General features: G+C 57.2%; 21 protein-coding genes. 13 read left to right on the top strand and 8 right to left on the bottom strand.

What is annotated here, in order from left to right:
- Positions 1 to 106: 106 nt before the first annotated feature.
- Together mgtE and AC2TCY_RS14835 are read left to right on the top strand one after the other, a co-directional pair.
- Positions 107 to 1501, top strand: a complete 1395-nt coding sequence (gene mgtE, locus AC2TCY_RS14840; RefSeq protein ID WP_480848477.1) for a magnesium transporter — start codon at positions 107 to 109, stop codon at positions 1499 to 1501.
- Positions 1498 to 2070, top strand: coding sequence for a 5-formyltetrahydrofolate cyclo-ligase (locus AC2TCY_RS14835; RefSeq protein WP_480848475.1), 573 nt, complete (start codon positions 1498 to 1500; stop codon positions 2068 to 2070). Before mgtE ends, AC2TCY_RS14835 begins: the two co-directional genes overlap by 4 nt.
- A gap of 13 nt (positions 2071 to 2083) precedes the next feature.
- On the opposite strand, the gene AC2TCY_RS14830 is transcribed toward AC2TCY_RS14835, so the two are convergent.
- A complete protein-coding gene (locus AC2TCY_RS14830) occupies positions 2084 to 2317 on the bottom strand; it encodes a putative hemolysin (protein ID WP_480848473.1) in 234 nt (77 codons plus the stop codon).
- An 89-nt stretch (positions 2318 to 2406) separates the two neighbouring features.
- Between AC2TCY_RS14830 and AC2TCY_RS14825 the strand changes: the two genes are divergently transcribed.
- The 3 genes from AC2TCY_RS14825 (at position 2407) to AC2TCY_RS14815 (ending at position 5932) form a co-directional block, all read left to right on the top strand.
- Positions 2407 to 3219: a TIGR00282 family metallophosphoesterase gene (locus tag AC2TCY_RS14825; RefSeq protein ID WP_480848471.1), complete on the top strand. Its 813-nt coding sequence runs from the start codon at positions 2407 to 2409 to the stop codon at positions 3217 to 3219.
- A gap of 90 nt (positions 3220 to 3309) precedes the next feature.
- The gene (locus AC2TCY_RS14820) at positions 3310 to 5088 is read left to right on the top strand and encodes an SLC13 family permease (protein ID WP_480848469.1); all 1779 of its coding nucleotides are present in this window, start codon (positions 3310 to 3312) and stop codon (positions 5086 to 5088) included.
- 97 nt (positions 5089 to 5185) lie between these two features.
- Complete coding sequence (locus AC2TCY_RS14815) at positions 5186 to 5932, top strand: YbaY family lipoprotein (protein WP_480848468.1); 747 nt, start codon at positions 5186 to 5188, stop codon at positions 5930 to 5932.
- A gap of 10 nt (positions 5933 to 5942) precedes the next feature.
- Here AC2TCY_RS14815 and AC2TCY_RS14810 read toward each other — a convergent pair whose 3' ends face one another.
- From AC2TCY_RS14810 to AC2TCY_RS14795, 4 genes are all read right to left on the bottom strand, one after another.
- Positions 5943 to 7604, bottom strand: coding sequence for an FAD-binding dehydrogenase (locus tag AC2TCY_RS14810; RefSeq protein ID WP_480848466.1), 1662 nt, complete (start codon positions 7602 to 7604; stop codon positions 5943 to 5945).
- Positions 7605 to 7615: 11 nt separating this feature from the next.
- Positions 7616 to 8473: a bile acid:sodium symporter family protein gene (locus tag AC2TCY_RS14805; RefSeq protein WP_480848464.1), complete on the bottom strand. Its 858-nt coding sequence runs from the start codon at positions 8471 to 8473 to the stop codon at positions 7616 to 7618.
- Positions 8474 to 8545: 72 nt separating this feature from the next.
- Positions 8546 to 9280, bottom strand: coding sequence for a glutamine amidotransferase (locus AC2TCY_RS14800; protein ID WP_480848462.1), 735 nt, complete (start codon positions 9278 to 9280; stop codon positions 8546 to 8548).
- Positions 9281 to 9296: 16 nt separating this feature from the next.
- Positions 9297 to 11069, bottom strand: coding sequence for an SLC13 family permease (locus tag AC2TCY_RS14795; RefSeq protein WP_480848461.1), 1773 nt, complete (start codon positions 11067 to 11069; stop codon positions 9297 to 9299).
- A gap of 110 nt (positions 11070 to 11179) precedes the next feature.
- Here AC2TCY_RS14795 and AC2TCY_RS14790 point away from each other — a divergent pair, with 110 nt between their 5' ends.
- Positions 11180 to 11920, top strand: coding sequence for a YebC/PmpR family DNA-binding transcriptional regulator (locus tag AC2TCY_RS14790; protein WP_480848460.1), 741 nt, complete (start codon positions 11180 to 11182; stop codon positions 11918 to 11920).
- Between the two features lie 188 nt (positions 11921 to 12108).
- Positions 12109 to 13383, top strand: coding sequence for a permease (locus AC2TCY_RS14785; protein ID WP_480848458.1), 1275 nt, complete (start codon positions 12109 to 12111; stop codon positions 13381 to 13383).
- A gap of 9 nt (positions 13384 to 13392) precedes the next feature.
- Here AC2TCY_RS14785 and AC2TCY_RS14780 read toward each other — a convergent pair whose 3' ends face one another.
- Positions 13393 to 14280 (bottom strand): LysR family transcriptional regulator ArgP, encoded by an 888-nt coding sequence (locus AC2TCY_RS14780; protein WP_480848456.1) that lies wholly within the window; start codon positions 14278 to 14280, stop codon positions 13393 to 13395.
- A gap of 85 nt (positions 14281 to 14365) precedes the next feature.
- Between AC2TCY_RS14780 and AC2TCY_RS14775 the strand changes: the two genes are divergently transcribed.
- The 6 genes from AC2TCY_RS14775 (at position 14366) to AC2TCY_RS14750 (ending at position 20190) form a co-directional block, all read left to right on the top strand.
- Complete coding sequence (locus AC2TCY_RS14775; protein ID WP_480848455.1) at positions 14366 to 14965, top strand: LysE/ArgO family amino acid transporter; 600 nt, start codon at positions 14366 to 14368, stop codon at positions 14963 to 14965.
- Between the two features lie 40 nt (positions 14966 to 15005).
- The gene (locus AC2TCY_RS14770; RefSeq protein ID WP_480848454.1) at positions 15006 to 15914 is read left to right on the top strand and encodes a DMT family transporter; all 909 of its coding nucleotides are present in this window, start codon (positions 15006 to 15008) and stop codon (positions 15912 to 15914) included.
- Positions 15915 to 16004: 90 nt separating this feature from the next.
- The gene (gene betI, locus AC2TCY_RS14765; RefSeq protein WP_480848452.1) at positions 16005 to 16577 is read left to right on the top strand and encodes a choline-binding transcriptional repressor BetI; all 573 of its coding nucleotides are present in this window, start codon (positions 16005 to 16007) and stop codon (positions 16575 to 16577) included.
- Positions 16574 to 18082, top strand: a complete 1509-nt coding sequence (gene betC, locus AC2TCY_RS14760) for a choline-sulfatase (RefSeq protein WP_480848450.1) — start codon at positions 16574 to 16576, stop codon at positions 18080 to 18082. Before betI ends, betC begins: the two co-directional genes overlap by 4 nt.
- Before the next feature lie 73 nt (positions 18083 to 18155).
- Positions 18156 to 19814, top strand: coding sequence for a choline dehydrogenase (gene betA / locus AC2TCY_RS14755; RefSeq protein WP_480848448.1), 1659 nt, complete (start codon positions 18156 to 18158; stop codon positions 19812 to 19814).
- A 136-nt stretch (positions 19815 to 19950) separates the two neighbouring features.
- The gene (locus tag AC2TCY_RS14750) at positions 19951 to 20190 is read left to right on the top strand and encodes an HP1242/YdcH family protein (protein WP_480848446.1); all 240 of its coding nucleotides are present in this window, start codon (positions 19951 to 19953) and stop codon (positions 20188 to 20190) included.
- Positions 20191 to 20254: 64 nt separating this feature from the next.
- Here the strand turns inward: AC2TCY_RS14750 and AC2TCY_RS14745 are convergent, their stop codons facing one another.
- Together AC2TCY_RS14745 and AC2TCY_RS14740 are read right to left on the bottom strand one after the other, a co-directional pair.
- Entirely contained in the window at positions 20255 to 21655 is a 1401-nt protein-coding gene (locus AC2TCY_RS14745) for a helix-turn-helix domain-containing protein (RefSeq protein WP_480848444.1), read from the bottom strand.
- A 63-nt stretch (positions 21656 to 21718) separates the two neighbouring features.
- Positions 21719 to 22924, bottom strand: a complete 1206-nt coding sequence (locus tag AC2TCY_RS14740; RefSeq protein WP_480848442.1) for a multidrug effflux MFS transporter — start codon at positions 22922 to 22924, stop codon at positions 21719 to 21721.
- Positions 22925 to 22947 lie beyond the last annotated feature (23 nt).

The following is a 22947-nucleotide window of genomic DNA, read 5'->3' as shown; positions in this document are numbered from 1 at the left end:
TCAGCATAAGGGGGCGAAAGATGTGGGTAAATCGTAGCATTGTCATTGTTTTCCGGTAGCAGCTTCTTCTATTTAGGGCCCAATCGCCGTGAAAAGGGGGCAGCGCATGACGACAGGCAGTGACGAGGTCAAACCCGATCAGCCCCGGGACGAAGACGCCTATGCGCTGAATCCGAGGACGGTTGCAGGGATTCACTACGCAGTGGACGTGGAAGATCGCGACAAGCTGATCGAGCTGATGGAGCCGCTACACGCTGCGGACATTGCCGACCTTTTGGAGCAGATGAATTCCTATGATCGGACTCGCCTGATCCGCCTGTACGACAGGGAATTTGACGGTGATATCTTATCAGAGCTGGATGAAGCCGTGCGCGAAGAGGTCATCAATGTCCTCAAGCCGGATGTTTTGGCCGAAGCGGTCCGGGACATGGAAAGCGACGATGTCGTTGACCTGTTGGAAGACCTGGAAGAACCACAGCAGGAGACCATTCTGGATGCGCTCGAAGACTCCGAGCGTGTTGCGGCCGAACAGGCGCTGTCTTACCCGGAAAACTCTGCCGGTCGTCTCATGCAGCGCGAAGTGGTCATGGCGCCCGAACATTGGACGGTGGGGCAAGCCATTGATTTCATGCGGGCCAATGACGACCTCCCTGAGCAATTCTACTTTGTCATTCTGGTTGATCCGCGGCTTAAGCCTGTAGCGCAAATCTCTTTGGGCAAGCTGATGGCCACACGGCGCGAGGCGCCGCTGAAAGATATTGCCGATGAGGAACTGCACATCATTCCCGTCGATCAGGACGAAGAAGACGTGGCCTACGCTTTCAACCAATACCATTTGATCTCGGCCCCTGTGGTGGATGCAGACGGTCGATTGGTGGGTGTCATCACAATCGATGACGCGATGGTCGTTTTGGATGAAGAATATGAAGAGGATATGCTGCGTCTGGCTGGTGTTAGTGATGAAAGCTCACTATCCGACAGTGTGGCCGCGACAAGCAGGCGGCGCCTACCTTGGCTGGCGGTAAACCTGTGCGCGGCGATTTGTGCGTCGTTAGTGATCTCGCAGTTCGAGGCAGCAATCGATCAACTGGTAGCCCTTGCCATTTTGATGCCGATTGTCGCGTCGATGGGCGGAAATGCCGGAACACAGTCCCTGACAGTTGCCGTTCGCGCGTTGGCAACGCGCGACCTCACAGGTTCAAACGTGGCACGAGTGATCCGGCGGGAGCTTTTGGTCGGGATGCTCAACGGGCTGTGTTTCGCAATCGTGTTGGGAACCGTGGGAATGCTGTGGTTTGACTCGCCGTTATTGGGTGTCGTGATTGGATCTGCTCTGGTCGTGAACATGATCATCGCAGGCTTTGCAGGTACGGTAGTACCGGTGGTGCTGGACCGTTTGGGCGTTGACCCGGCGCTGGCATCGGGAACCTTTGTGACAACAACGACGGATGTCATGGGGTTCTTCATATTCCTTGGCCTTGCCAGCGTGGTGCTTTTGTGACCGAAACGACCGACCTGACCGAAATCAAAGCAGCTGCGCGAAAGGCTGCATTTATCCGCCGCAAGGTCGCATTTGATACACGACTGCCGGGAGCCGCGGGGCGATTGTCTGAAGTTCTGGCAGGCCATAGGGGAGTACCCTTGTCCGGCTACATGCCAATCCGAACCGAAATTGACCCGCTACCCGCGATGGCCGAGGCCGCAGCATACGGCCCGGTCGGTGTGCCGGTGATTCAAGCCGCTGGTCAACCGCTGCGTTTTTCCCGCTGGACACCCGAGGGCGTGCTGAAGGACGGGCCATTTGGGGCAAAAGTTCCCGAGGTTGACGACTATTTCGATCCGGAAATCCTGATTGTTCCGCTGGTCGCCTTTGACGCAAAAGGTGGCAGGCTGGGTTATGGCGGCGGGTTTTATGACCGTACATTGGAAGGTTTGCGCGCAAAGCGCCCGACATTTGCCATCGGTTTCGCCTTTGACGCGCAAGAAGCCGAAGGGTTGCCACTGGAGCCGACAGATCAGCCGTTGGATATGGTGATTACTGAAAGCCGGGTTCTGACGTTCCGCGCGTGATCGTCAGCTTGGGTCAACCTGTGTGGTTCTCACGGAAATAGTCCCAACCATCAACCTCGCGTCCTTCCGACAGAATGCAGATACCTGTCTGACCATCTGCGCCATCGCGGATCTCATAACGAGCGCCGCTTTCAATGCAGTACGTCGCCGCCGGATTCGCCAGCTGCGCGGCACCGTCGGAAGTCGAGGCTTTTTCGCAAGCGGCGAGCGTCGCGAAAACGGCGGTGGTCAGAAGAATACGACGCATCAAAATCCTCCGTAAGAATTTGTCTAATCAGGTTATGTCCGCAGCTTAACCGCTTGTGCTTGTCAAACACCACACTTAGGACAGTTCGAATGAGAATACTTTTTCTGGGTGACGTCATGGGGCGCGCTGGCCGCGCCGCGATTCAGCAACACCTGCCACGTCTGCGCGACGAATGGCGGCTGGATTTTGTTGTGGTCAATGGCGAGAATGCCTCGAACGGGATGGGCTTGAGCGGGGATCATGCCAAACTGTTGCTCGATGCCGGAGCCGATTGTGTAACCCTGGGCGACCATGCGTTCGACCAGAAAGACATGCTGCAATTCATCGAGAGCGAGCCTCGTATCGTTCGCCCGGTGAATTTTGCCAAAGGTGCTCCGGGGCGGGGGCATCGCCTGTACACAGCACCTGGTGGACGCAAAGTCCTGGTGGTGCAGGTGCTTGGCCAAGTGTTCATGAAACGGCCGTTTGACGACCCGTTCTCGGCCATCGAACCGATCCTGAAATCTCATCCGCGCGGCGGGCAGGCCGACGCCATCATCGTCGATATGCACTGCGAGGCGACCTCTGAAAAGATGGCGATGGGGCATTATTGTGATAAGCGCGTAAGCCTTGTGGTTGGAACACACACCCACGTTCCAACGGCGGATACGCAAATTCTTCCTGGCGGCGCCGCGTACATGACCGATGCCGGCATGTGCGGCGATTATGACTCGGTCATCGGTATGGACAAGTTGGAGCCAATGCGTCGCTTCATCACTGGCATGCCCAAGGCGCGGTTCACACCCGCCAATGGCGAAGCGACGCTGAGCGGTGTGTTCGTCGAAACGGATGATCGCGATGGGCAGGCCAAGTCTGTCCATATGGTCCGTGTAGGTGGCCGGTTGCAGCAGGCAGGCCCCTGAATGCAAGTCAGGCTTGCTCTACCCTTGTCAATGCGAGAAACTGACCGCCAGGCGCGTTGGCCAGGTTAGGGTTCGGACAGAATACCACGAATGCAATTCCTTCAACTTACAGATATGGGCAGTGCAATTCTGGCGCTGGTGATTGTTGCGGGCATGTTTGTCATGTTTCTGCGCGAAGTTTACCCGACTGAAGTGGTGGCGATAGGCGGCGTGGCCCTGATGCTGGTCACTGGTATATTACCTTATCAAAGTGCACTGGCCGTCTTGTCCAACCCCGCCCCTTGGACGATTGCGGCGATGTTCATCATCATGGGCGCCTTGGTTCGCACCGGCGCACTGGACGCGTTTACGTCGACCGCACAGAAACAGGCGCAGGTGAACCCGCGATTTGCCATCGGCTTGCTGATGGCTTTTGTCGTAATCGCTTCGGCCGTGGTATCGAACACGCCGGTGGTGGTCGTCATGATCCCGGTCTTTGTTCAGATCGCGCGCACGTTGAATATACCGGCTTCAAAACTGCTGATCCCGCTCAGCTACGCAGCCATCCTTGGCGGCACACTGACCCTGATCGGAACTTCGACCAACCTGTTGGTGGATGGGGTTGCGCGGTCTCAGGGGATGCCCGCGTTCACGATCTTTGAGGTCACCCCTCTGGGCATTGCGCTGGTGATCTACGGGATGATCTACCTTCGTTTCATTGCGCCGCGCCTTTTGCCGGACCGGGACAGCATGGCCTCGATGCTCAGCGACCGATCCAAAATGAAGTTCTTTACCGAGGCGGTGATCCCCCCCGAAAGCAACTTGATCGATCGCGAGGTGACGGGTGTCCAATTGTTCAAACGTCCCGGTGTGCGTCTGATTGACGTTATCAGGGGTGATGAATCGCTGCGACGCAATCTTAAGGGCGTCACGTTGAATGTGGGTGACCGCGTTGTCTTGCGTACCGAGATGACCGAATTGCTGAGTCTGCAAACCAACAAGGAGCTGAAACGCGTCGATCAGGTCTCGGCGGTCGAGACAAAGACGGTTGAGGTGCTGATCACCCCGGGGTGCCGCATGGTCGGACGAACGCTGGGCGCGATGCGCCTGCGCCGCCGCTATGGTGTTTATGTTCTGGCCGTGCATCGCCGGAACCAGAATATCGGTCGGCAACTTGATGATCTGGTGGTCCGGGTTGGCGACACGCTGCTGTTGGAAGGTTCTCCGGCGGATATCAAGAAACTGGCCGCCGACATGGATATGGTTGATGTCACGCAACCCTCGGCGCGCGCCTTCCGGCGCAGCCATGCACCGATTGCGATCGGCGCGCTGACCGGTATCGTGGTTTTGGCCGCGCTGGGAGTGGCCCCGATCCTGTTGCTGTCTATCCTTGCGGTCGCGGTGGTTCTGTTGACCCGCTGCATTGATGCGGATGAGGCGTTTTCCTTTGTCGAAGGCCGCCTGTTGGCTCTGATTTTTTCGATGTTGGCCATCGGCGCCGCACTGGACGCCTCGGGGGCGGTCTCTCTGATCGTTGAGGCGGTGGCGCCTGGTCTGGGAATGCTGCCACCGTTCCTGATCATCTGGGCGGTCTATCTGCTGACATCCGTGTTGACGGAACTTGTTTCTAACAACGCGGTTGCGGTTGTGGTCACGCCCATTGCCATTGGACTGGCACAGGCGGTCGGTATTGACCCTCGCCCATTGGTGGTGGCGGTGATGGTCGCGGCCTCTGCTTCGTTCGCGACACCTATCGGGTATCAGACCAACATGATGGTCTACGGTCCGGGCGGGTACAGGTTTACTGATTTCCTGAAGGTCGGTGTGCCTTTGAACATCACAGTCGGGTTGCTTGCCTCGCTGTTAATTCCATTGATCTGGCCTTTGTGATACCGGCGCAGAACCGCCGATATTTGGGCGCCGGTCTTGTAAACACTTATCCAGACCCGATCTTTTCTTCAAAGCATCTGATAAAAAGGACACGCCCATGTCTTTTCCAAAGATCGGTCAAACCATTGTGGCCAGTGCAGTTGTAGTGGCCTTGCTGAGCAGCGAAAGCTCGGCTGGTACCGTGAGTGGAAGCGCCACTTACCGCGAACGGATTGCTCTTCCACCCGAAGCGACGCTGTATGTGGAATTGCAGGATATTTCGCGCGCTGATGCAGCAGCGGTTACTCTGGCTGCGCAGCGTTACGCGTTGGACGGAGTGCCAGCGGATTTCGAACTGGCCTATGACGATGCGCTGATTCAGGACGGGATGCGCTACGCGGTGCGAGGGTCGATTTACCGCGGAGAAGAACTGCTGTTCACAACGGACACGGTCTATCCGGTTCTGACCAACGGCGAGGGCAATTCGTCTGATCTGGTACTGGTGCAGGCAAGCGGGCAGGGGGCCGCGATGCTCGAAAACACGAAATGGACCGCGATCGGGCTGAATGGTGACGCGCTTAACAGTGAGCGTCTTCCAGAGATCTCTTTTGAGACGGGCGGGACCTTCGGCGGAAGCGGTGGCTGTAATCGCTTTACCGGACAAGCCGAGATTTCCGGCAGTAGTTTGGATTTCCCGGATAATATTGCTGCGACATTGATGGCATGCCCGCCTGAATTGGAAAAGGTTGAGAGAGCGTTCTTCGACGCGCTGCAAAACGTGGCAACGTATGCAGTAGCAGGTGATAACCTGGTGATGCTGGATAGTGCAGGCGAACCGATACTGAAATTCGTCCGCGCGCAATAGGGCAGAGAGCTTAGGCTACCGCTCGGGATCGTCCTGCATTGCGGCCGGAGAATATACAACCGCCCAGAAACGTGCCTTCCAGTGCGTTGTAGCCGTGATAGCCACCTCCGCCAAATCCTGCGACTTCGCCGGCGGCAAACAGGCCGGGGACGACCTGTCCGTTTGCGCCGATCATCTGGCTGTCCAAATTGGTTTGAAGACCCCCGAGGGTCTTTCGGGTCAACACATGTAGTTTAACCGCAATCAGCGGGCCGTTTGACGGATCAAGGAACTTATGCGGCTTGGCGGTGCGGATCAGCTTGTCTCCGCGGTAATTTCGAGCCGCAAGGATCGCCATAATCTGCGCATCTTTCGAAAACGGATTGTCCACCTGTGAATCCCGCGCCTCGATTTGGGCGCGAAGATGTGCTTCGTCAATCAGACCGTCGCCCAGATGGTTCATGCCGCTAACCAGCTCAGTCAAGGTATTGGCGACGACGAAGTCCTCGCCCTTTTCCTTGAAAGCTTCGACCGGCGCTGTCGCCTTTGTGCCCGAAAGGATGCGTTGACGGATCACCTCTTTCCAGCTGCCAGAGGTGAAGTCGGGGTTTTGTTCCGAACCGGAAAGCGCGAATTCTTTCTTGATCACTTTCTGCGTCAGGACGAACCAGCTGTATTCATATCCGGTTTTCAGGATCTCTCGCAATGTGCTCAGAGTGTCGAAGCCCGGCAAGCAGGGGGGTGCCAGCCGGTTGCCTTCCGCATCGAACCACATCGAACTTGGCCCGGGCAGAATGCGGATGCCATGCGAGGGCCAGATCGGGTTCCAATTTCGAACGCCTTCTGTGTAATGCCACATCCGGTCACCGTTGATGACATGGCCGCCCGCTTTTTCGCTGATTGGGATCATCCGTCCATCAACGTGAAACGGCACTCCGGCCACCATGTCGTTGGGTGGCTGTCCTAACCGATCATGTGGCCAGTTCTTCCGCACCATCTCAAAATTCCCCCCAATCCCACCCGAGGTGACAATGACGGAAGGCGCATAGACTTCAAATTCGCCCACCTCATCCCGATTGGTCTTGCCGCCACGCTGGGCGATGTCGTCGGCCAATACCTCGCCCGAAACGCCTTTGGCGCCACCGTTCTGCATGATGATGTGACTGACCTGATGGCGGAATTTAAATTGGATTAGCCCAGAGTTGACGTGATCACGTACGCGGCGGACGAAGTGTTCCAGTACACCCGGCCCGGTGCCCCAGGTTATGTGAAATCGCGGGACCGAATTGCCGTGCCCATCCGCATAAGATCCGCCGCGTTCCGCCCATCCCACAACCGGGAACCAACGCAGACCCATTGCATGTAGCCATGGGCGCATTTCTCCGGCGGCGAATTCGACATAGGCCTCTGCCCATTTGCGAGGCCATGTGTCTTCGTCCCGATCGAACTGGGCACTGCCCATCCAGTCACGCAGGGCAAGGTTCTGGCTGTCGCGAATTCCCATCCGGCGTTGTTCCGGCGTGTCGACCATGAATAACCCACCAAGGCTCCAGAACGCTTGGCCGCCAAGGAAGTGTTCTGGCTCCTGGTCCAGGACAATCACTTTTTTACCGCGGTCTCCCAATTCAGCGGCAGCGGCCAACCCGGCCAGGCCGCCACCGACGACAATCGCATCTGCAGTGTTGTTGGTCATAAGGCGTCCTTTCAGCGGTTGCGGAACCAGACGAGAAACGGCAGGACCACGATATGCATCGTGATACCATATACAACGGAAGGTAGGGACAGCGGGCTGAAACCGTTTTCGGTTCCGGTAATTATAGCCGCCAGTGTGATCCCCATGGCTGCGTTCTGAATACCGGTTTCGATCGAGATCGTCTTGCTCTCATCCCACGACAGACCTGCCGCGCGGGCTAGTCCCAGTCCGGCCAGTAGCAAAGCGACGTTTAACGAGATCAGGCCAGCGCCCATGGCGCCAAGATTGTCGACAAACAGTTGCAAGTTCCCAGCCAACGCGGTCAGGACAATCAGAACGAATAAAACCATTACGGCTTTGGACAATGGGCCATCCACTCGATCGGCGAATCCGCGCGCGAAATGTCGTAAGCTGACGCCGATCGCAACGGGCAAGGTAGTGATCAGGAACAGCGCTGTAGCGAGCCCGCTGATGGACACATTCGGGGCAGCTTCGCCCATGAAGTAGGAAATGGACCATGCTGCGAGGATCGGGACGGTCAGGATCGACAGCAGGCTGATAACAGCCGTCAAGCTGACAGAAAGGGCCACATCGCCTTTGGCCAACTTTGCCAGGATGTTACTGGTCACTCCACCTGGGCAAAAACTGAGCAGCATGAAACCTACAGCAAATTCTGGAGGTAGAGAGATGACAACGACCGTGACAAAGGCTGCTAAGGGTAACACCACCACCTGACATAGCGTGCCGATGGCAAAGGCCCGGTTGCGGATCAGCACGCGCCGGAAATCGGCTACTTTAAGCCCGATCCCCAGCGACAGCATGATAACAGCCAGCGACAGCGGCAGGCCCACGTTGATTAGCAGATCCAAGAACAACTCCTCTTAAAGCCGCTCAGATCAACCTATGCGAGACGTAACAGATCAGGCAACCGCGCCGTTGGGTCACCCGTATCGCTGGGCAAAACAGCGCAGAATTTCTCCGGGCTGCGTCACGTCGGCGGCGTGGCAGGTATCGATCAGACTTTGGGCATCCGCGGGTGGGAAATAGCCGTGATCTTTGTAGATGTTGATGCGCTGCTCAAAATCTTTCGCGTCCGCTTCGGGGTGGAACTGCGTGGCATAGACATTCTGACCCCAACGGATCATCTGGAACGGGCAGGGGTCCGAAGCCACAAGATGGACGCACCCGTCAGGCAGTGCTTGCACTGCTTCCTTGTGCCCCACGAAAGCGTCGAACCTGGGCTGTAGATTAGCAGTTAACGGGTCGCGCGCGCCTTCCTCGGTCAGGTGGCAGGTCGAAGGGCCGACGGGTTCGCCAAACTGTTCCTTGCTGACCTCTCCTCCCAGATGGGCCACAAGTATCCCCAAACCATAACAGCAACCCATAAAGGGATGATCGTGCGCCGTGATCTGAGGCATCAACCCCATGATGGCCTTTTCGATCCGCGCGTCCATCGGCGACTTCGTTGCCGGATCGTCACTGACGCATCCCGGTCCACCACCAACGATGACTCCGGCGTAGTCGGTCACGTCCAGCCCCTCGGGCAAGTCTTCGCAGTCTAACCTGATGCGGTGGGTCTGGTCGGGCATCAGGCCGCTTCGATTTAAGATCGACGCGAACTCGGCATCCGAAGCATCGGTTTCCGGGCGCAATTGCAGGGTCAAAAAGCGTTTCATGAGGTGCCTTTACCCGTCAAAGCGGCCAAAAGACAAGGATGGAGGGAATGGACACCGCGATGATCAGAACCTCGAGCGGTAATCCCATACGCCAGTAGTCACCGAACCGGTACCCGCCAGGACCCAATACCAGTGTGTTGTTCTTGTGCCCGATGGGTGTCAGGAACGCCGCGGAAGCGGCAACGGCTACGGTCATTAGAAACGGGTCAGGCGAGACTTCGAGCGTACGAGCCATCTGAATCCCGACAGGTGCGGCTACGATGGCAGTTGCGGTATTGTTCAGCACGTCAGACAACGTCATGGTGACTACCATCAAAACGGTCAGGATAGCCCAGGCAGGCAGGCCATTTGTCAGCTGGATCAGCGCATTGGCGATCAGTTCCGTGCCGCCCGAACTATCCAGCGCACTGCCCAGCGGAATCATTGACCCCAGCAGTACTACTACTGGCCATTCAATGTGATTGTAGATGTCTGCGATTGGCATGATCTTTGTCAGCACATAGGCGACCACCACCAATCCCAACGCAATCGGCAGATAAAGCAGCCCAACACTTGCCGCCAACACGGCAGTTGCGAACAAGCCAATGGCCAGCCACGCTTTATCGTTAGCCGTGACATTCAACCCGCGTTCTGCCAGCGGCAGACAGCCCAGCCACTCGGTCACATCCGCCCCGCGATCACGGGGGCACAACAATAGCAGGATGTCACCGGGCTCTACTTCTGTTTTGCGCACCTGTTCGGAGATGCGGCGACCTTGGCGCGAGATACCCATCAATACCGTGCTTTGACGCCAGGCAAGGCCAACGCCCTGCGCGGTACGGCCGGTGATGCGGGCGCTTTCGGGAACTACGACCTCGATTACTTCAAGACCGTCACCGCCGGCAGTCAGCAATTCCTGCCGGCGCGTGTCAGAGAAATCCAGGTTCAGGGCAGCACGAAACTCATCCAACGCTTCGGGCCGTGCTTCAAGCACCAGCGCGTCGCCCTCGTGCAGCGTTGCATGGGCAGATCGGCCATAGCGTCGTTTGCCGTCGCGGATCAGTCCGATGATGGCCACGTCTGATTTTTCAGCAACCTCGTATAACTCGCTGACCCGCTTGCCTATATGTGCCGAGTCCGAAGGAACGGTCAGTTCGGCAATGTACTCGGCCAAAGCCTCCGAAGTTTCTTCGTGCGGGCCGCGATTGGGGATCAATCGCCATCCCACCAGCGCGACGAATGCAAGACCAGCAATAGCGGCCAAACCACCGACGGGGGCAAAATCGAACATGTGAAACGGCTCGCCCAATGTCTCGGCCCGGATTGAGGCAATAATGATATTGGGCGGAGTTCCGATCAGGGTGGCCATACCGCCGAGAATGGTGGCAAAACTCAGAGGCATCAGGCTCAGGCCTACGGAGCGTCCCGCTTTACGGGCGGTTTGGATGTCGACCGGCATCAGCAAGGCCAGCGCGGCCACATTGTTCATGAATGCGGACAATACTGCCCCGATCCCGCCCATCAGCGCGATATGGGCGCCAAGGCCGCGCGAAGAGTCGACCAACGTGCGCGTGATCAGGAAAACGGCACCAGACCGGACCAGTCCCGCGGAAACAACCAGAACCAGTGCCACGATGATGGTCGCGGGATGTCCGAACCCGGCAAAGGCATCGTCCACTGGCACCACACCAAGGACAACGCTGATCATGAGAGCCGTAAACGCCACAAGATCGTAGCGAAATCTGCCCCATAGCAGCATTCCAAAAACAGCAATGAAAAGGGCGAAAAGAATAATCTGATCCGTCGTCATGCCGTCACCATACCCGTTGGCGGGGCCTGAGCAAGCCGCTCTCTTGATCCTGCCCCCCGCTAACGTCTATATGAGCGCCAAATACACAATTACGATGACGAGGACGCAACATGGCAGGCCACTCAAAATGGGCCAACATCCAGCACCGCAAGGGGCGTCAGGACGCCGCGCGGTCCAAACTTTTTTCTAAACTGTCTAAAGAGATCACTGTCGCCGCGAAGATGGGCGACCCTGATCCCGACAAGAACCCGCGCCTGCGTCTGGCGGTAAAAGAGGCCAAGTCGAACTCGGTCCCCAAGGACGTGATCGACCGCGCGATCAAGAAATCGCAGGCGGGCGAGGGCGACGATTATGAAGAAATCCGGTATGAGGGCTATGGCCCCAACGGTGTGGCTGTGATCGTCGAAACGATGACTGACAACCGCAACCGCACTGCGTCTACCGTGCGTTCGACCTTCTCCAAGAACGGCGGCAACCTGGGCGAGACCGGGTCGGTGGGGTTCATGTTCGAGCGCAAGGGCGAGGTCGTATATCCTGCGTCCGCGAGCGATGCCGACACCATTTTCGAAGCCGCGATTGAAGCGGGTGCGGAGGATGTCGAAAGCTCGGAAGACGGGCACATCATCTGGTGCGCCGATACCGATCTGAACGAGGTTTCGAACGCGCTGGAAGCGGCGCTGGGCGAATCCGAGTCCACCAAGCTGGTGTGGAAACCTTCCACAACGACCGAGTTGGGCTTGGAGGATATGCAGCGCCTGATGAAATTGGTCGATGCGTTGGAAGATGATGACGACGTTCAGCGCGTCACAACCAACTTCGAAGCCACCGATGAAGTCATGGCGCAGCTCTGACCGGCAGCGACTTCGCGTCATTTCAAATCCCGGCCTGGAAAGGCCGGGTTTTTTGATTCCACGGGATCTTAACTGAGTTCTTGGCCGCAGCGGTGCGAGTTTATACACTTGGAAAAGCGCGGTGGATGACCAACGGCAATCGGGCATGTCCGCGTCCTGAGGTGCGGAGCTACGTGGGCGACCGGTGAATGGTGAACAAAACCTCTGATCCGTCAAAGCGCAATGTGCCGGTCTTGGCCGGCCAGAGTATCCTGTCGCAAGTGGCATGGACCTTGGGTAGTCCCTCGGTCGTTTTGTCTTTTCTGGCGGTGTCGCTTGATCTGCCGATGTTCTTGGCTGGCGCGCTGGTCTCTGTACGTATGGTGGGCAACATGATCTCGGACATTTTTCTGGCGCGTCCCATCGCGGCGCAACAGAGGAAGAAGCGCGGGATCGCCATAACCGAGCTCGGCATTGGCGCCTGTCTGTTGATGGCTTTGCTGATCGCGGCCACTGGTAGCGTGCCATTGACGGCGGTTGCCTTTGTAGCGGCGTTTTTTGCGATCGGGCTGATCGAAGAAACCCAGTCGCTGATGCTGTCTGACCTGTTTGGAGATCAACTGAAATCGAAATCTCGTATGGTCATTCGCTATCTTCAGTTGGGTGCGGGGGGGCTCGGTGCAATAGGTCTGGTGTTGCTTATTCACGAGGTTACTAAACAAAATCCGCCATTTTCCCGCCATTCTGCTGTTATTGCGGCCTCAGTTACCTTTTTTCTGTTTTCCGCCCTGTGCATTCTGGCGATGGCTGAAAAGGCGCCGGATAAAAAACCCGATGTTAAAGGTCCGCACTTTCCTCGCCAGTCGTTGCGCGAGATCGTTTCAGGCATTCGTGACATGTTCGATCAGGCCTGGTTTCGCCGTTATCTGGTCATGCGTCTGCCATTGGTCGTGGTGTCATTGTCGGTGCCCTTTTTTGCGCTCATCGCCGCAGAGGCTCATCACCACTCGGCCAAAGGGCTGACAGCCATGATCGTTTCATCGGCGTCCGGCTATCTGGTATCGGCGCCCCTTTGGCAGCTGGTGAACATGAAATCTCATCGAGCGGTGATGGTCACAGGCGCGCTTTTGGTGGCAGTAACTGGTATTGTGTTGCTGGCATTTCATTACATGCATATCGACCACGACGTTCAACTGCACGCGATTGCCTTGTTTGTCGTTTCTGTCGCCGTTACGGGAATAAGCAGCGCCAAAGGGCTGTATTTTCTGGATGTCGCTCCCAAAGACCAGCGCGTTCGGGGAGCGGCCGCCATAAAGGCTATCTGCCGGTTGGCCGGAGTTGTTTTCTCGGTTACTTTGGCAGCCGTTGCCCACATGCATGAGGTCGCTGCGGCTATTGTGTTCATAGTCCTGGTCAGCCTGTGGTCGGCTTTTTCATGTTATCGCATTGCTGCGCCGAAAAAGGGTAAGGCGATGCAGACCTGACTTCGATCCTTAGGAAGGACGCAGCAAACTGCGAGCCGCAACGTCTCGCACAGCGCGGGTCAGGGGCGCAAGGGCAGGGGCAAGTATGCGCCCGACCTGCCAGCTTAATGCCACGTCCAGAGGAGCGTTGGGCACAATCGCGCATAAGCGCCCGTCGTCCAAAGCAGGGCGAGCAAGGTTTTCAGGGTTCATACCCCAGCCGAGCCCGGCAGCAGCAGCTTCGACGAACCCTTGCGAAGATGGCAGGAAATGAGATGGAGGAGAAATCCGAACGCCCGTTTGTTGAATAATCCAAGCCTGTTGCAGGTTATCCTTGAGGTTAAATGTCAGGCACGGCGCGAGTTGCAGCGATTCGGCGGAAACGCCAGTGCTGAACCAGGTTCGCACAAAGGCAGGGCTGGCGGTCGGCAGGTATCGCAGCGTTCCCAATTCGGTCGCGTCGCAGCCGGTTACGGTCGAACCGCCGACTGTGACGGCAGCACTGACCTCACCGCGCCTCAACCATTCTGCTGAGTGATCTTGATCGTCAACCACAAGATCGAACAGCATGCCATCGACTTGTGACAAGGCCTCGATGAACCAGGTGGCCAGGCTGTCCGCAGGCACTGCGATCCTGACGCAGGCAGGGCTCGTCTCTTGGTCCAGAGCCAGCTCTCGGTTTAACTGAGCTTCCAATAATCCGATATCAGCAGCGTGTTGGGCGATCCGCAACCCCGCCGGAGTTCCAGTGCAGGGCGTACCGCGCTGGATCAGAGATACTCCAACGCGATCTTCTAATGCCTTGATCCTTTGCGAAATGGCCGAGGGTGTAACAGACAAGTCGGCGGCGGCTGCGTCGAAACTGCCGTGGCGTAAGATGGCTGCCAACGCGGAGAGGTGATGTGGATCTAGTGACATTAGCCAAACTTAATCAAGGTAAATCTCTTTAATTTGTTAAAGGTGCCAGTGCCATGTAGTCAACCAGCCAACAATTGGAGGCTTCATGTCCACATCGCTTATCGCCGGGTTTGTCCTTGGGTTCAGTCTGATACTTGCTATCGGTGCGCAGAACGCCTTTGTGTTACGGCAAGGCCTGCGGCGCGAGCATGTTTTTGCGCTGTGTCTGACCTGCGCACTGTCCGATGCAATACTGATCGGAGCCGGGGTCGCCGGTTTCGGTACTCTGGCGCAAGCCGCGCCGTGGTTTGAAACAGTGATGCGCTATGGTGGCGCGATTTTCCTGACGTGGTACGGGATGCGCAGTTTTTGGTCAGCGTGGCAGGGCGGGGCGGCAATAAAGGTTGGCGAGGGGCAGCGGACCACACGGCGGGCTGCCTTGCTGACGGTGCTGGCGTTCACCTGGCTGAATCCGCATGTCTATTTGGACACTGTGGTACTGATCGGATCCATCTCGGCCCAATACGAAGACCGGATGGGATTCGCCGTAGGTGCTATGACTTCAAGTTTTGTGTTCTTCTTTTCGCTGGGCTACGGAGCTCGGGTTCTGACCCCCTATTTTACGCGGCCTCGCGCATGGCAGGTTCTGGACGTTGTGATCGGTGTCGTAATGTTGGGTATCGCTTTGAAACTTGTTGCCATGTGAAGGGTTGTGGCGCGGCTGTTTTCGGTGTTCAACCAACGCCATGACTTTTCCTTCCGCCTCGTCCCGCCATGTTGCCGGTATGCTTTGGATGCTAGCTGCCGGGCTATCCTTTGTCGGGATGAACGCATTGGTGAAATCGCTTGGTTCATCCATGGACCCTATTCAGGCGGCGTTCCTGCGGTACGTTCTTGGGCTGGTTTTCCTGCTTCCGGCGATGCGCGCGATCGTGACGACCCGACTGACAACCCGTCAACTGCAGCTGTTCGGGCTAAGGGGTGTCATCCACGCCGTGGCCGTCATGCTTTGGTTTTATGCCATGACGACCATTCCGCTGGCCGAAGTCACCGCCATGAATTACCTGACGCCGATATACGTCACCATAGGTGCTGCCCTGTTTTTAGGCGAAAAGCTGGCCTTTCGCAGGATCGCGGCCATCGGTGTTGCTCTGATCGGTGTAACTATCATTCTCCGCCCGGGCTTTCGTGAAGTATCACCGGGGCATCTCGCCATGCTGGGAACTTCTTTGTCTTTGGGCGGCTCGTATTTACTGGCCAAGTTGCTTGTACGCGATATCCCTCCTTCAGTGGTGGTTGCCCATCTGTCGATCTGGGTCACGATCGCTTTGATTCCATTTGCCGTCGCTGTCTGGGAACCTCCCACTTTGCGGGACATCTTTGTGCTGTTCCTGATTGCAAGCTTTGCCACGGCGGGTCATTATTTCATGACGCTTGCCCTTCAGGCGGCTCCTGTTGCTGTGACCCAGCCGGTGACATTCCTTCAGCTTATATGGGCCACATTGCTGGGGGTGCTGGTGTTCCACGAGGGCATCGACATCTGGGTTGTCAGCGGCGGAACGCTGATTCTGGCTGCGGTCAGCTTTATCTCCTGGCGAGAGGCAGTGCTGAACCGGAAAGCAATCACTCCGCCTGACGTTGGTACAAAATTCTAGATGCCTGAGGTTCCGGGAATGGTTATTGATTGACGAGTCAATAAAAACCCCCTAGCGTTTAGGTTCAGGGCCTGAGCCAGGGGTGTATCAATGCCAAAACTCGGAATGGAACCGATCCGCCGCGACGCGATCATCAAAGCGACGATTGCTGAGCTGGGCGTTCAGAAATCGCTCGACGTGACGGTCAGTCAGATCGCCAAACGGGCAGGGATGTCGAGCGCTTTGGCGCATCACTATTTCGGCGGCAAGGAGCAGATTTTTCTGGCAGCCATGCGCCGCATCCTGTCGGATTTCGGCGCGGAAGCCCGGGGCGAGCTTAATAAAGCCAAACCGAATGAGCGCGCACAGGCCATCATCCGGGCTTGTTTCGCCCAATCGTGCTTTACGCCGGATGTGATCGCTGCCTGGATGACTTTCTACGTGCTGGCGCAAACCAATGACGATGCCCTTCGCCTTTGGCGGATTTATCAGGCGCGTATTCGATCGAACCTGATCTACGCCCTGCGCCCGTTAATGAATGAACCGGTCGAAGCAGCCGAGAACATGATTGCTCTGATCGATGGTCTGTACATTCGCGCCGCTCTCAGCGCGCCGGAAGAGCCGCAGCTGGCCGTGATCCACGCTCAGCGCGTCCTGAGAACACTGCTCGAGGCTGAAAAATGACAAAACCGAATATTTTGATCCTGATGGTGGATCAATTGAACGGAACCCTCTTTCCTGATGGTCCGGCGGACTGGCTGCACGCTCCGAACCTCAAGAAGCTGGCTGCCCGGTCGACGCGGTTTGCCAACACCTATACTGCGTCACCCTTGTGTGCACCTGGGCGCGCCAGCTTTATGTCCGGGCAACTGCCGTCTCGCACGGGTGTCTATGACAACGCGGCTGAGTTTCGCAGCGATATCCCAACCTATGCCCATCATCTACGCCGCGCGGGGTATTACACGTGCCTCTCTGGCAAGATGCACTTTGTCGGCCCCGACCAGCTGCACGGGTTCGAAGATCGTTTGACGACCGACATCTACCCGGCCGATTTCGGCTGGACCCCGGATTACCGCAAGCCGGGTGAGCGGATTGACTGGTGGTATCACAATATGGGCTCGGTCACGGGTGCGGGTATTGCCGAGATATCGAACCAGATGGAGTACGACGACGAGGTCGCCTACAACGCCAAAGCAAAACTCTACGATCTGGCGCGCGGAAACGACGAACGCCCGTGGTGCGTGACCGTCAGCTTTACGCACCCACATGATCCTTATGTGGCCCGTCGGAAGTACTGGGATCTGTACGAAGATTGCGAGCATCTGCTGCCTGAAGTTTCCGATCTGGGCTACGACAATCAGGACCCACATTCTAAACGTATCTTTGACGCCAACGACTGGCGCAGTTTTGACATCACCGAAGAGGATGTCCGCAAGTCACGCCGCGCTTACTTCGCCAATATTTCCTATCTGGACGACAAAATCGGCGAAATCATGGAGGTGCTGGAAACCACTCGACAGGACGCCATCGTCATGTTCGTCTCGGACCACGGCGACATGCTTGGCGAGCGCGGCCTGTGGTTCAAAATGAACTTCTATGAAGGTTCTGCACGCGTGCCGCTGATGATTTCCGCGCCCGACATGCCAGTCGGCCGCATTGATACCCCGGTTTCAACGATCGACGTCACGCCGACCCTTGGGGCACTGGCAGGTGTCGATATGGCCGAGATCGCTCCGTGGACCGATGGCGAAGATCTCGTGCCGCTTGCCAACGGCTCTGAGCGAACGGCTCCGGTGAAGATGGAATATGCCGCCGAAGCCTCTTACGCGCCGCTGGTTTCGCTGCGCTATGGCAAGTGGAAGTATAACCGCTGCGCACTGGACCCGGATCAGCTGTATGATGTCGAGGCTGATCCGAATGAACTGCACAATTTGGCCGACGATCCGGAGCACGCGGGAACGCTACAGACTCTGCGTGCTAAATCCGAGGTGCGTTGGGATCTAGACCGCTTTGATGCTGAAGTACGCGCCAGCCAGGCTCGGCGCTGGGTGGTCTACGAAGCGCTGCGCCAGGGTGGCTACTACCCGTGGGATTACCAGCCGCTGCAGAGGGCGTCCGAACGGTACATGCGCAACCACATGGATCTGAATAACGTCGAGGAAAATGCGCGGTTCCCGCGCGGAGAATGACCTCTTCATCTTTCTGGAAATACTCTCGCCGAAGGCCTCATAACTTGGATCGGCGGGGCAAGGAGTCGTGAATATGGAAGCAGACTTTGTCATCGTTGGTGCAGGATCCGCTGGCTGTGCGATGGCCTATCGCCTGAGCGAGGCTGGCGCCTCGGTTCTGGTAATCGAGCACGGCGGAACCGATGCCGGGCCGTTTATCCAGATGCCGGCGGCGCTCAGCTATCCGATGAACATGTCGCGCTATGATTGGGGTTACCAATCCGAGCCCGAGCCGCATCTGAACAATCGCCGTCTGGCCTGTCCGCGTGGCAAGGTGATCGGCGGGTCTTCATCGATCAATGGTATGGTTTATGTGCGCGGACACGCACGTGATTTCGATACGTGGGACACGATGGGTGCCGATGGCTGGTCCTATGCAGACGTATTGCCGTATTACAAGCGGATGGAAACTTGGCATGACGGTGGCCACGGCGGTGACAGCACTTGGCGGGGAACGGATGGCCCGCTGCACGTCTCGCGAGGTCCACGCGAGAATCCGTTGTTCAAAGCCTTTGTGGATGCGGGGCAACAGGCAGGTTACGAAGTCACCGGGGATTACAACGGGGAAAAGCAGGAAGGCTTTGGCCCGATGGAGCAAACCGTCTGGAAAGGGCGGCGCTGGTCGGCGGCGAATGCATATCTGAGACCCGCGCTCAAACGCGAGAATTGCGATATCATTCGGGGGCTCGCCTCTCGCATTGTCATCGAGAATGGGCGCGCGACAGGGATCGAGCTGACGCGTGGTGGCAAGAAAGAGATCATCCGCGCCCGGCGTGAAGTGGTTATAGCTGCTTCGTCAATAAACTCGCCCAAGCTACTGATGCTGTCCGGCATTGGGTCGGCTTCTCATCTGGCCGAGCATGGCATCGATGTTGTGGCGGATCGCCCGGGCGTTGGTGCGAACCTGCAGGACCACCTGGAGCTTTATATCCAGAAAGCTTCTCTGCAACCGATCACGCTCTACAAACACTGGAACCTGATCAGCAAGGGGCTGATCGGTGCACGATGGTTGTTTACCAAGACCGGCCTTGGTGCGTCGAACCAGTTTGAAAGTGCCGCATTCATCCGTTCGAAGCCCGGCATTGAATACCCGGACATCCAGTACCATTTCCTGCCGATTGCCGTGCGGTATGATGGGAAAGCCGCCGCCGAGGGGCATGGGTTCCAGGCTCATGTCGGCCCGATGCGTTCGCCGTCACGTGGCGCGGTGACCCTGCGTTCGGCCAAGCCTGAGGATGCCCCCGTAATCCGTTTCAACTACATGAGCCATGAAGAGGACTGGGAGGACTTCCGCACCTGTATTCGCCTGACCCGCGAATTGTTCGGTCAGGATGCGTTCAAGCCCTATGCCGGCAAGGAAATTCAGCCGGGCGCATCAGTTCAGACAGACGAAGAGCTGAACGCCTTCATCGCCGAACATGCGGAGAGCGCTTATCATCCTTGCGGGACCTGCCGCATGGGTCGGGCGGATGACAAACAGGCTGTTGTCGATCCGCAAGGTCGCGTGATCGGTGTCGAAGCGTTGCGCGTTGCCGACAGCTCGATTTTCCCGCAGATCACCAATGGCAACCTGAATGCGCCCTCGATCATGGTTGGCGAAAAGGTGTCGGACCACATGCTGGGGCGTGATCCGCTGCCCAAATCCAATGATCGGCCATGGATACACCCTGGTTGGGCCACCGCGCAGCGATAAGCTGCGCGGCGATTGCCGGTGAAGCGTAAGCTACCGAATTGTTGCGATGTGCGGACTGAATTTGATCCGCGTCAATGCGGTACCTTACAGGTATCTTTAGCATTGAGACGTAACGCTAAACAAAGGAGCGAACAGGATGTCTCACACCCCGCATGAGCTGGCCGAGGAGTTCCCCGATAAGGTCGAAATGATGAGCCAGCTCAAGCAGACAGATGCGCATTTCGCACGGCTGTCGGATGAGTATCACGAGGTCAACCGTACGGTTCACAGGGCAGAAACCAACGTAACCCCGATGGAAGAGTTGGCAGAAGTCGAGCTGCGCAAGAAACGTGCGGCACTTAAAGATGAGATCTGGGCGATTTTGACCAAAAGCTGAGATCGCAGGTGGGGGTTCTGCCCCCGCCGCAATTCGCCACCCCAAGCATTTTAGTTGGGAAATATCAGGTCACTTCATAGGGTAGTGTGCCGCGTTTGTGCGCGTCGATTGTCAGGCGCCGTTCCAGCGGCGGAACTGAGCGTTGGTGGCATGTCTGGCGCTCGCAGATGCGGCAGGAAATACCAATCGGTTCGAAGGCGCTGGCGTTGTTGATGTCGAGATTGTCGGCATAGACCAATGCTTCGGCGTGGCGTACTTCACATCCCAGAGCAATCGCGTAGCGGCGGACGGGGGCACCGAACGAACCTCCGGATTTGGATACGTCGCATGCCAAAGAGATGTAGCGAACCCCATCCGGTGTTTCGGCCAGCTGTCGCAGGAAATGCCCCGGTGTCTCGAAGGCACGGTGAACATTCCACAATGGGCATGCGCCGCCAAACCGTGCGAATTGCAGGCGCGTAGCGGAATGGCGTTTTGTGATTGTTCCGGCTTGGTCGACACGCACAAAGAAGAACGGGATACCTTTGGCCCCGGGCCGTTGCAGCGTCGACAGGCGGTGCGCCACCTGTTCGATTGAGGCCCCGAAACGGTTGCTGAGCAGTTCCAGATCGTGTCGGTCTTCTTGGGCTGCGGTCAAAAACGGGCCGTAAGGCATCAACGAGGCGCCGGCGAAATAGTTGGCCAGCCCAATTTTAGCAATGGCGCGGGCCTCGTCGCTTTGGAAGCGTGCAAAGTCCAGCGTTGCCTCTAGCAGTTTGTCCTGACTGATCAGGGCTACCTGCAACAGCAGTTGAAACACCTGCGTTTGTGGGGCCGCGCGGGAAGACAGTCGCAGAGCCTTTCCGGCCGCATCATAGCTGCGCAACGTTTCTGTATCAGCAAAGGTAACCTGTATGCCCCGCTCGGACAGGCTAGTGAGTGCGGCCTGACGAATACCGCCCGGTGCTTCGGCGTGTGAGGCAAAGCGCTCGGCTGCGCGGTCGACAGCATCGATATAGTTGTCGCAGTAATGGAAGAAATCGCGCACCTCCTCCCAAGGGCTGGCCTGCGTACGCGCGTCTTCGCGCCCCAAGGCCTCGTCCAAGGATGCCAACCGTTCGTGAGTTTGGCGATACGTGCGGTGTAGTTCGATAAAGGCACGCGCTAGCGCCGGGGCGTTCGAAGCGGTCAGCCGAAGATCGGCAAGAGGCGGCACAGTGTCGGCAAAAACCGGGTCGGCCAGCACTTCGCGCATATCTGACACCAGCCGTTCGCTGTCGCCGGTGCTGAGTTCGGTCACGTCCATGCCGAATTCTTGTGCCAGCGCAAGAACAACAGTAGTCGAAATCGGACGGTTGTTGTTCTCCATTTGGTTCAAATAGGGCAGTGAGACGCCCAACTTGGCGGCGAATTCCTTTTGTGTCAGGGTCAGACGTGTGCGCATTTCGCGCAATTTCGCGCCAGCGTAGAGTTTTTGAGTGGCCATGGCGTGTCTTTGCAGATTTTCTGAATGCTTAGGCTAACTTTGCAAAACTAACTGTGCAAGCCGCTACATGCCCAGTTGTCTTTCGCGCCAGATAACGCTGCTGATGGCAAAAATAGCCAGAACCGAAGTCGCCAGCATCAGCCACAACAGCGGCATTGCACCGGTTTCGCGGGTCAGTAGTGCGCCGGCCCACGCGCTGAGAGCTGCACCGCCTCCCAGCATAATGGCACCGCTCAGCCCCGAGGCCGTTGCTGCCAAATGCGGTCGAACTGAAAGCGCGCCGGCTGTGGCATTCGGGATGGACATGCCGTTGCCCAGACCGACAAAGGTCATTAGCCCAAAAAAGCTGAGGGCTGTGCCCATTCCCATAAGAAACAACGCTGCCGACAGCGCGACACCAATCGCGTTCAACCAGCAACCCCAGCGCACCATGCGATTGACGCCATAGCGTGTTGAATAGCGCCCGCTGATGAAGTTGCCGAAAAAGTACCCAAGAGCAGGGGCGCCGAAATACACGCCTACTTCGGCTGCAGTCATCCCAAACACTTCGGTTCCGATGAAAGGTGCCCCGCCGAGATAGGCAAAGAATGCACCGGACGATAGCGCCGATGACAGCGAATAGCCCCAGAACCGTGGAGAAGTCAGTAGCTCAGGGTATTCTCGAAACTGTTGCATCAGTGTCTTGCCGCTAGCCGCGGCCGTTTCCCCAAAATCGCGATAAGTCAGCAGCAATGCCAACGCTGCCAGTCCAAATGGCATCCAAAAGTTGGCCTTCCAGCCGAAAGCTTCTTCAAGTAATCCGCCGACTGCCGGACCGATCATAGGCACAACTGCCATACCCATGGTCACATATCCGATCATTGAGGCCGCCTGATCCTGTTCGTACATGTCGCGCACGGCTGCCCGACTGAGAACGATTCCCACAACAATCACGGCCTGAAACATTCGGAAAGCCAGGAAAATTTCAATGTTTGGCGCGTAGATGCACCCCAAAGTGGCCAGCAGGAACAAGCCCAGACCCCACAAAAGAACGGGTCTGCGCCCAGCCTTGTCTGCAATTGGCCCAATCAGAATTTGCAGTACTGCATTGACTAGAAGATACAGCGCAATGGACAGCTGCATTGTCTTGTAGTCAGTCTGAAAATAGGTGGCCATGAATGGCAGGCTTGGCAGATACAGATTCATGCTCAGTGCCGACAGACCGGACAACAAAACGAGTGTTGCAATCGTCGGGGGCGTGCGGCTGATAGGGGTTGTGCTGAACTGCATGGTTCACCTTTAGAGCTTCGGAA

Source organism: Ruegeria sp. HKCCD7181, from assembly GCF_057221055.1.
Note: the sequence above shows the minus strand (reverse complement) of the source record. Positions and strands in the feature narration are given on the sequence as shown.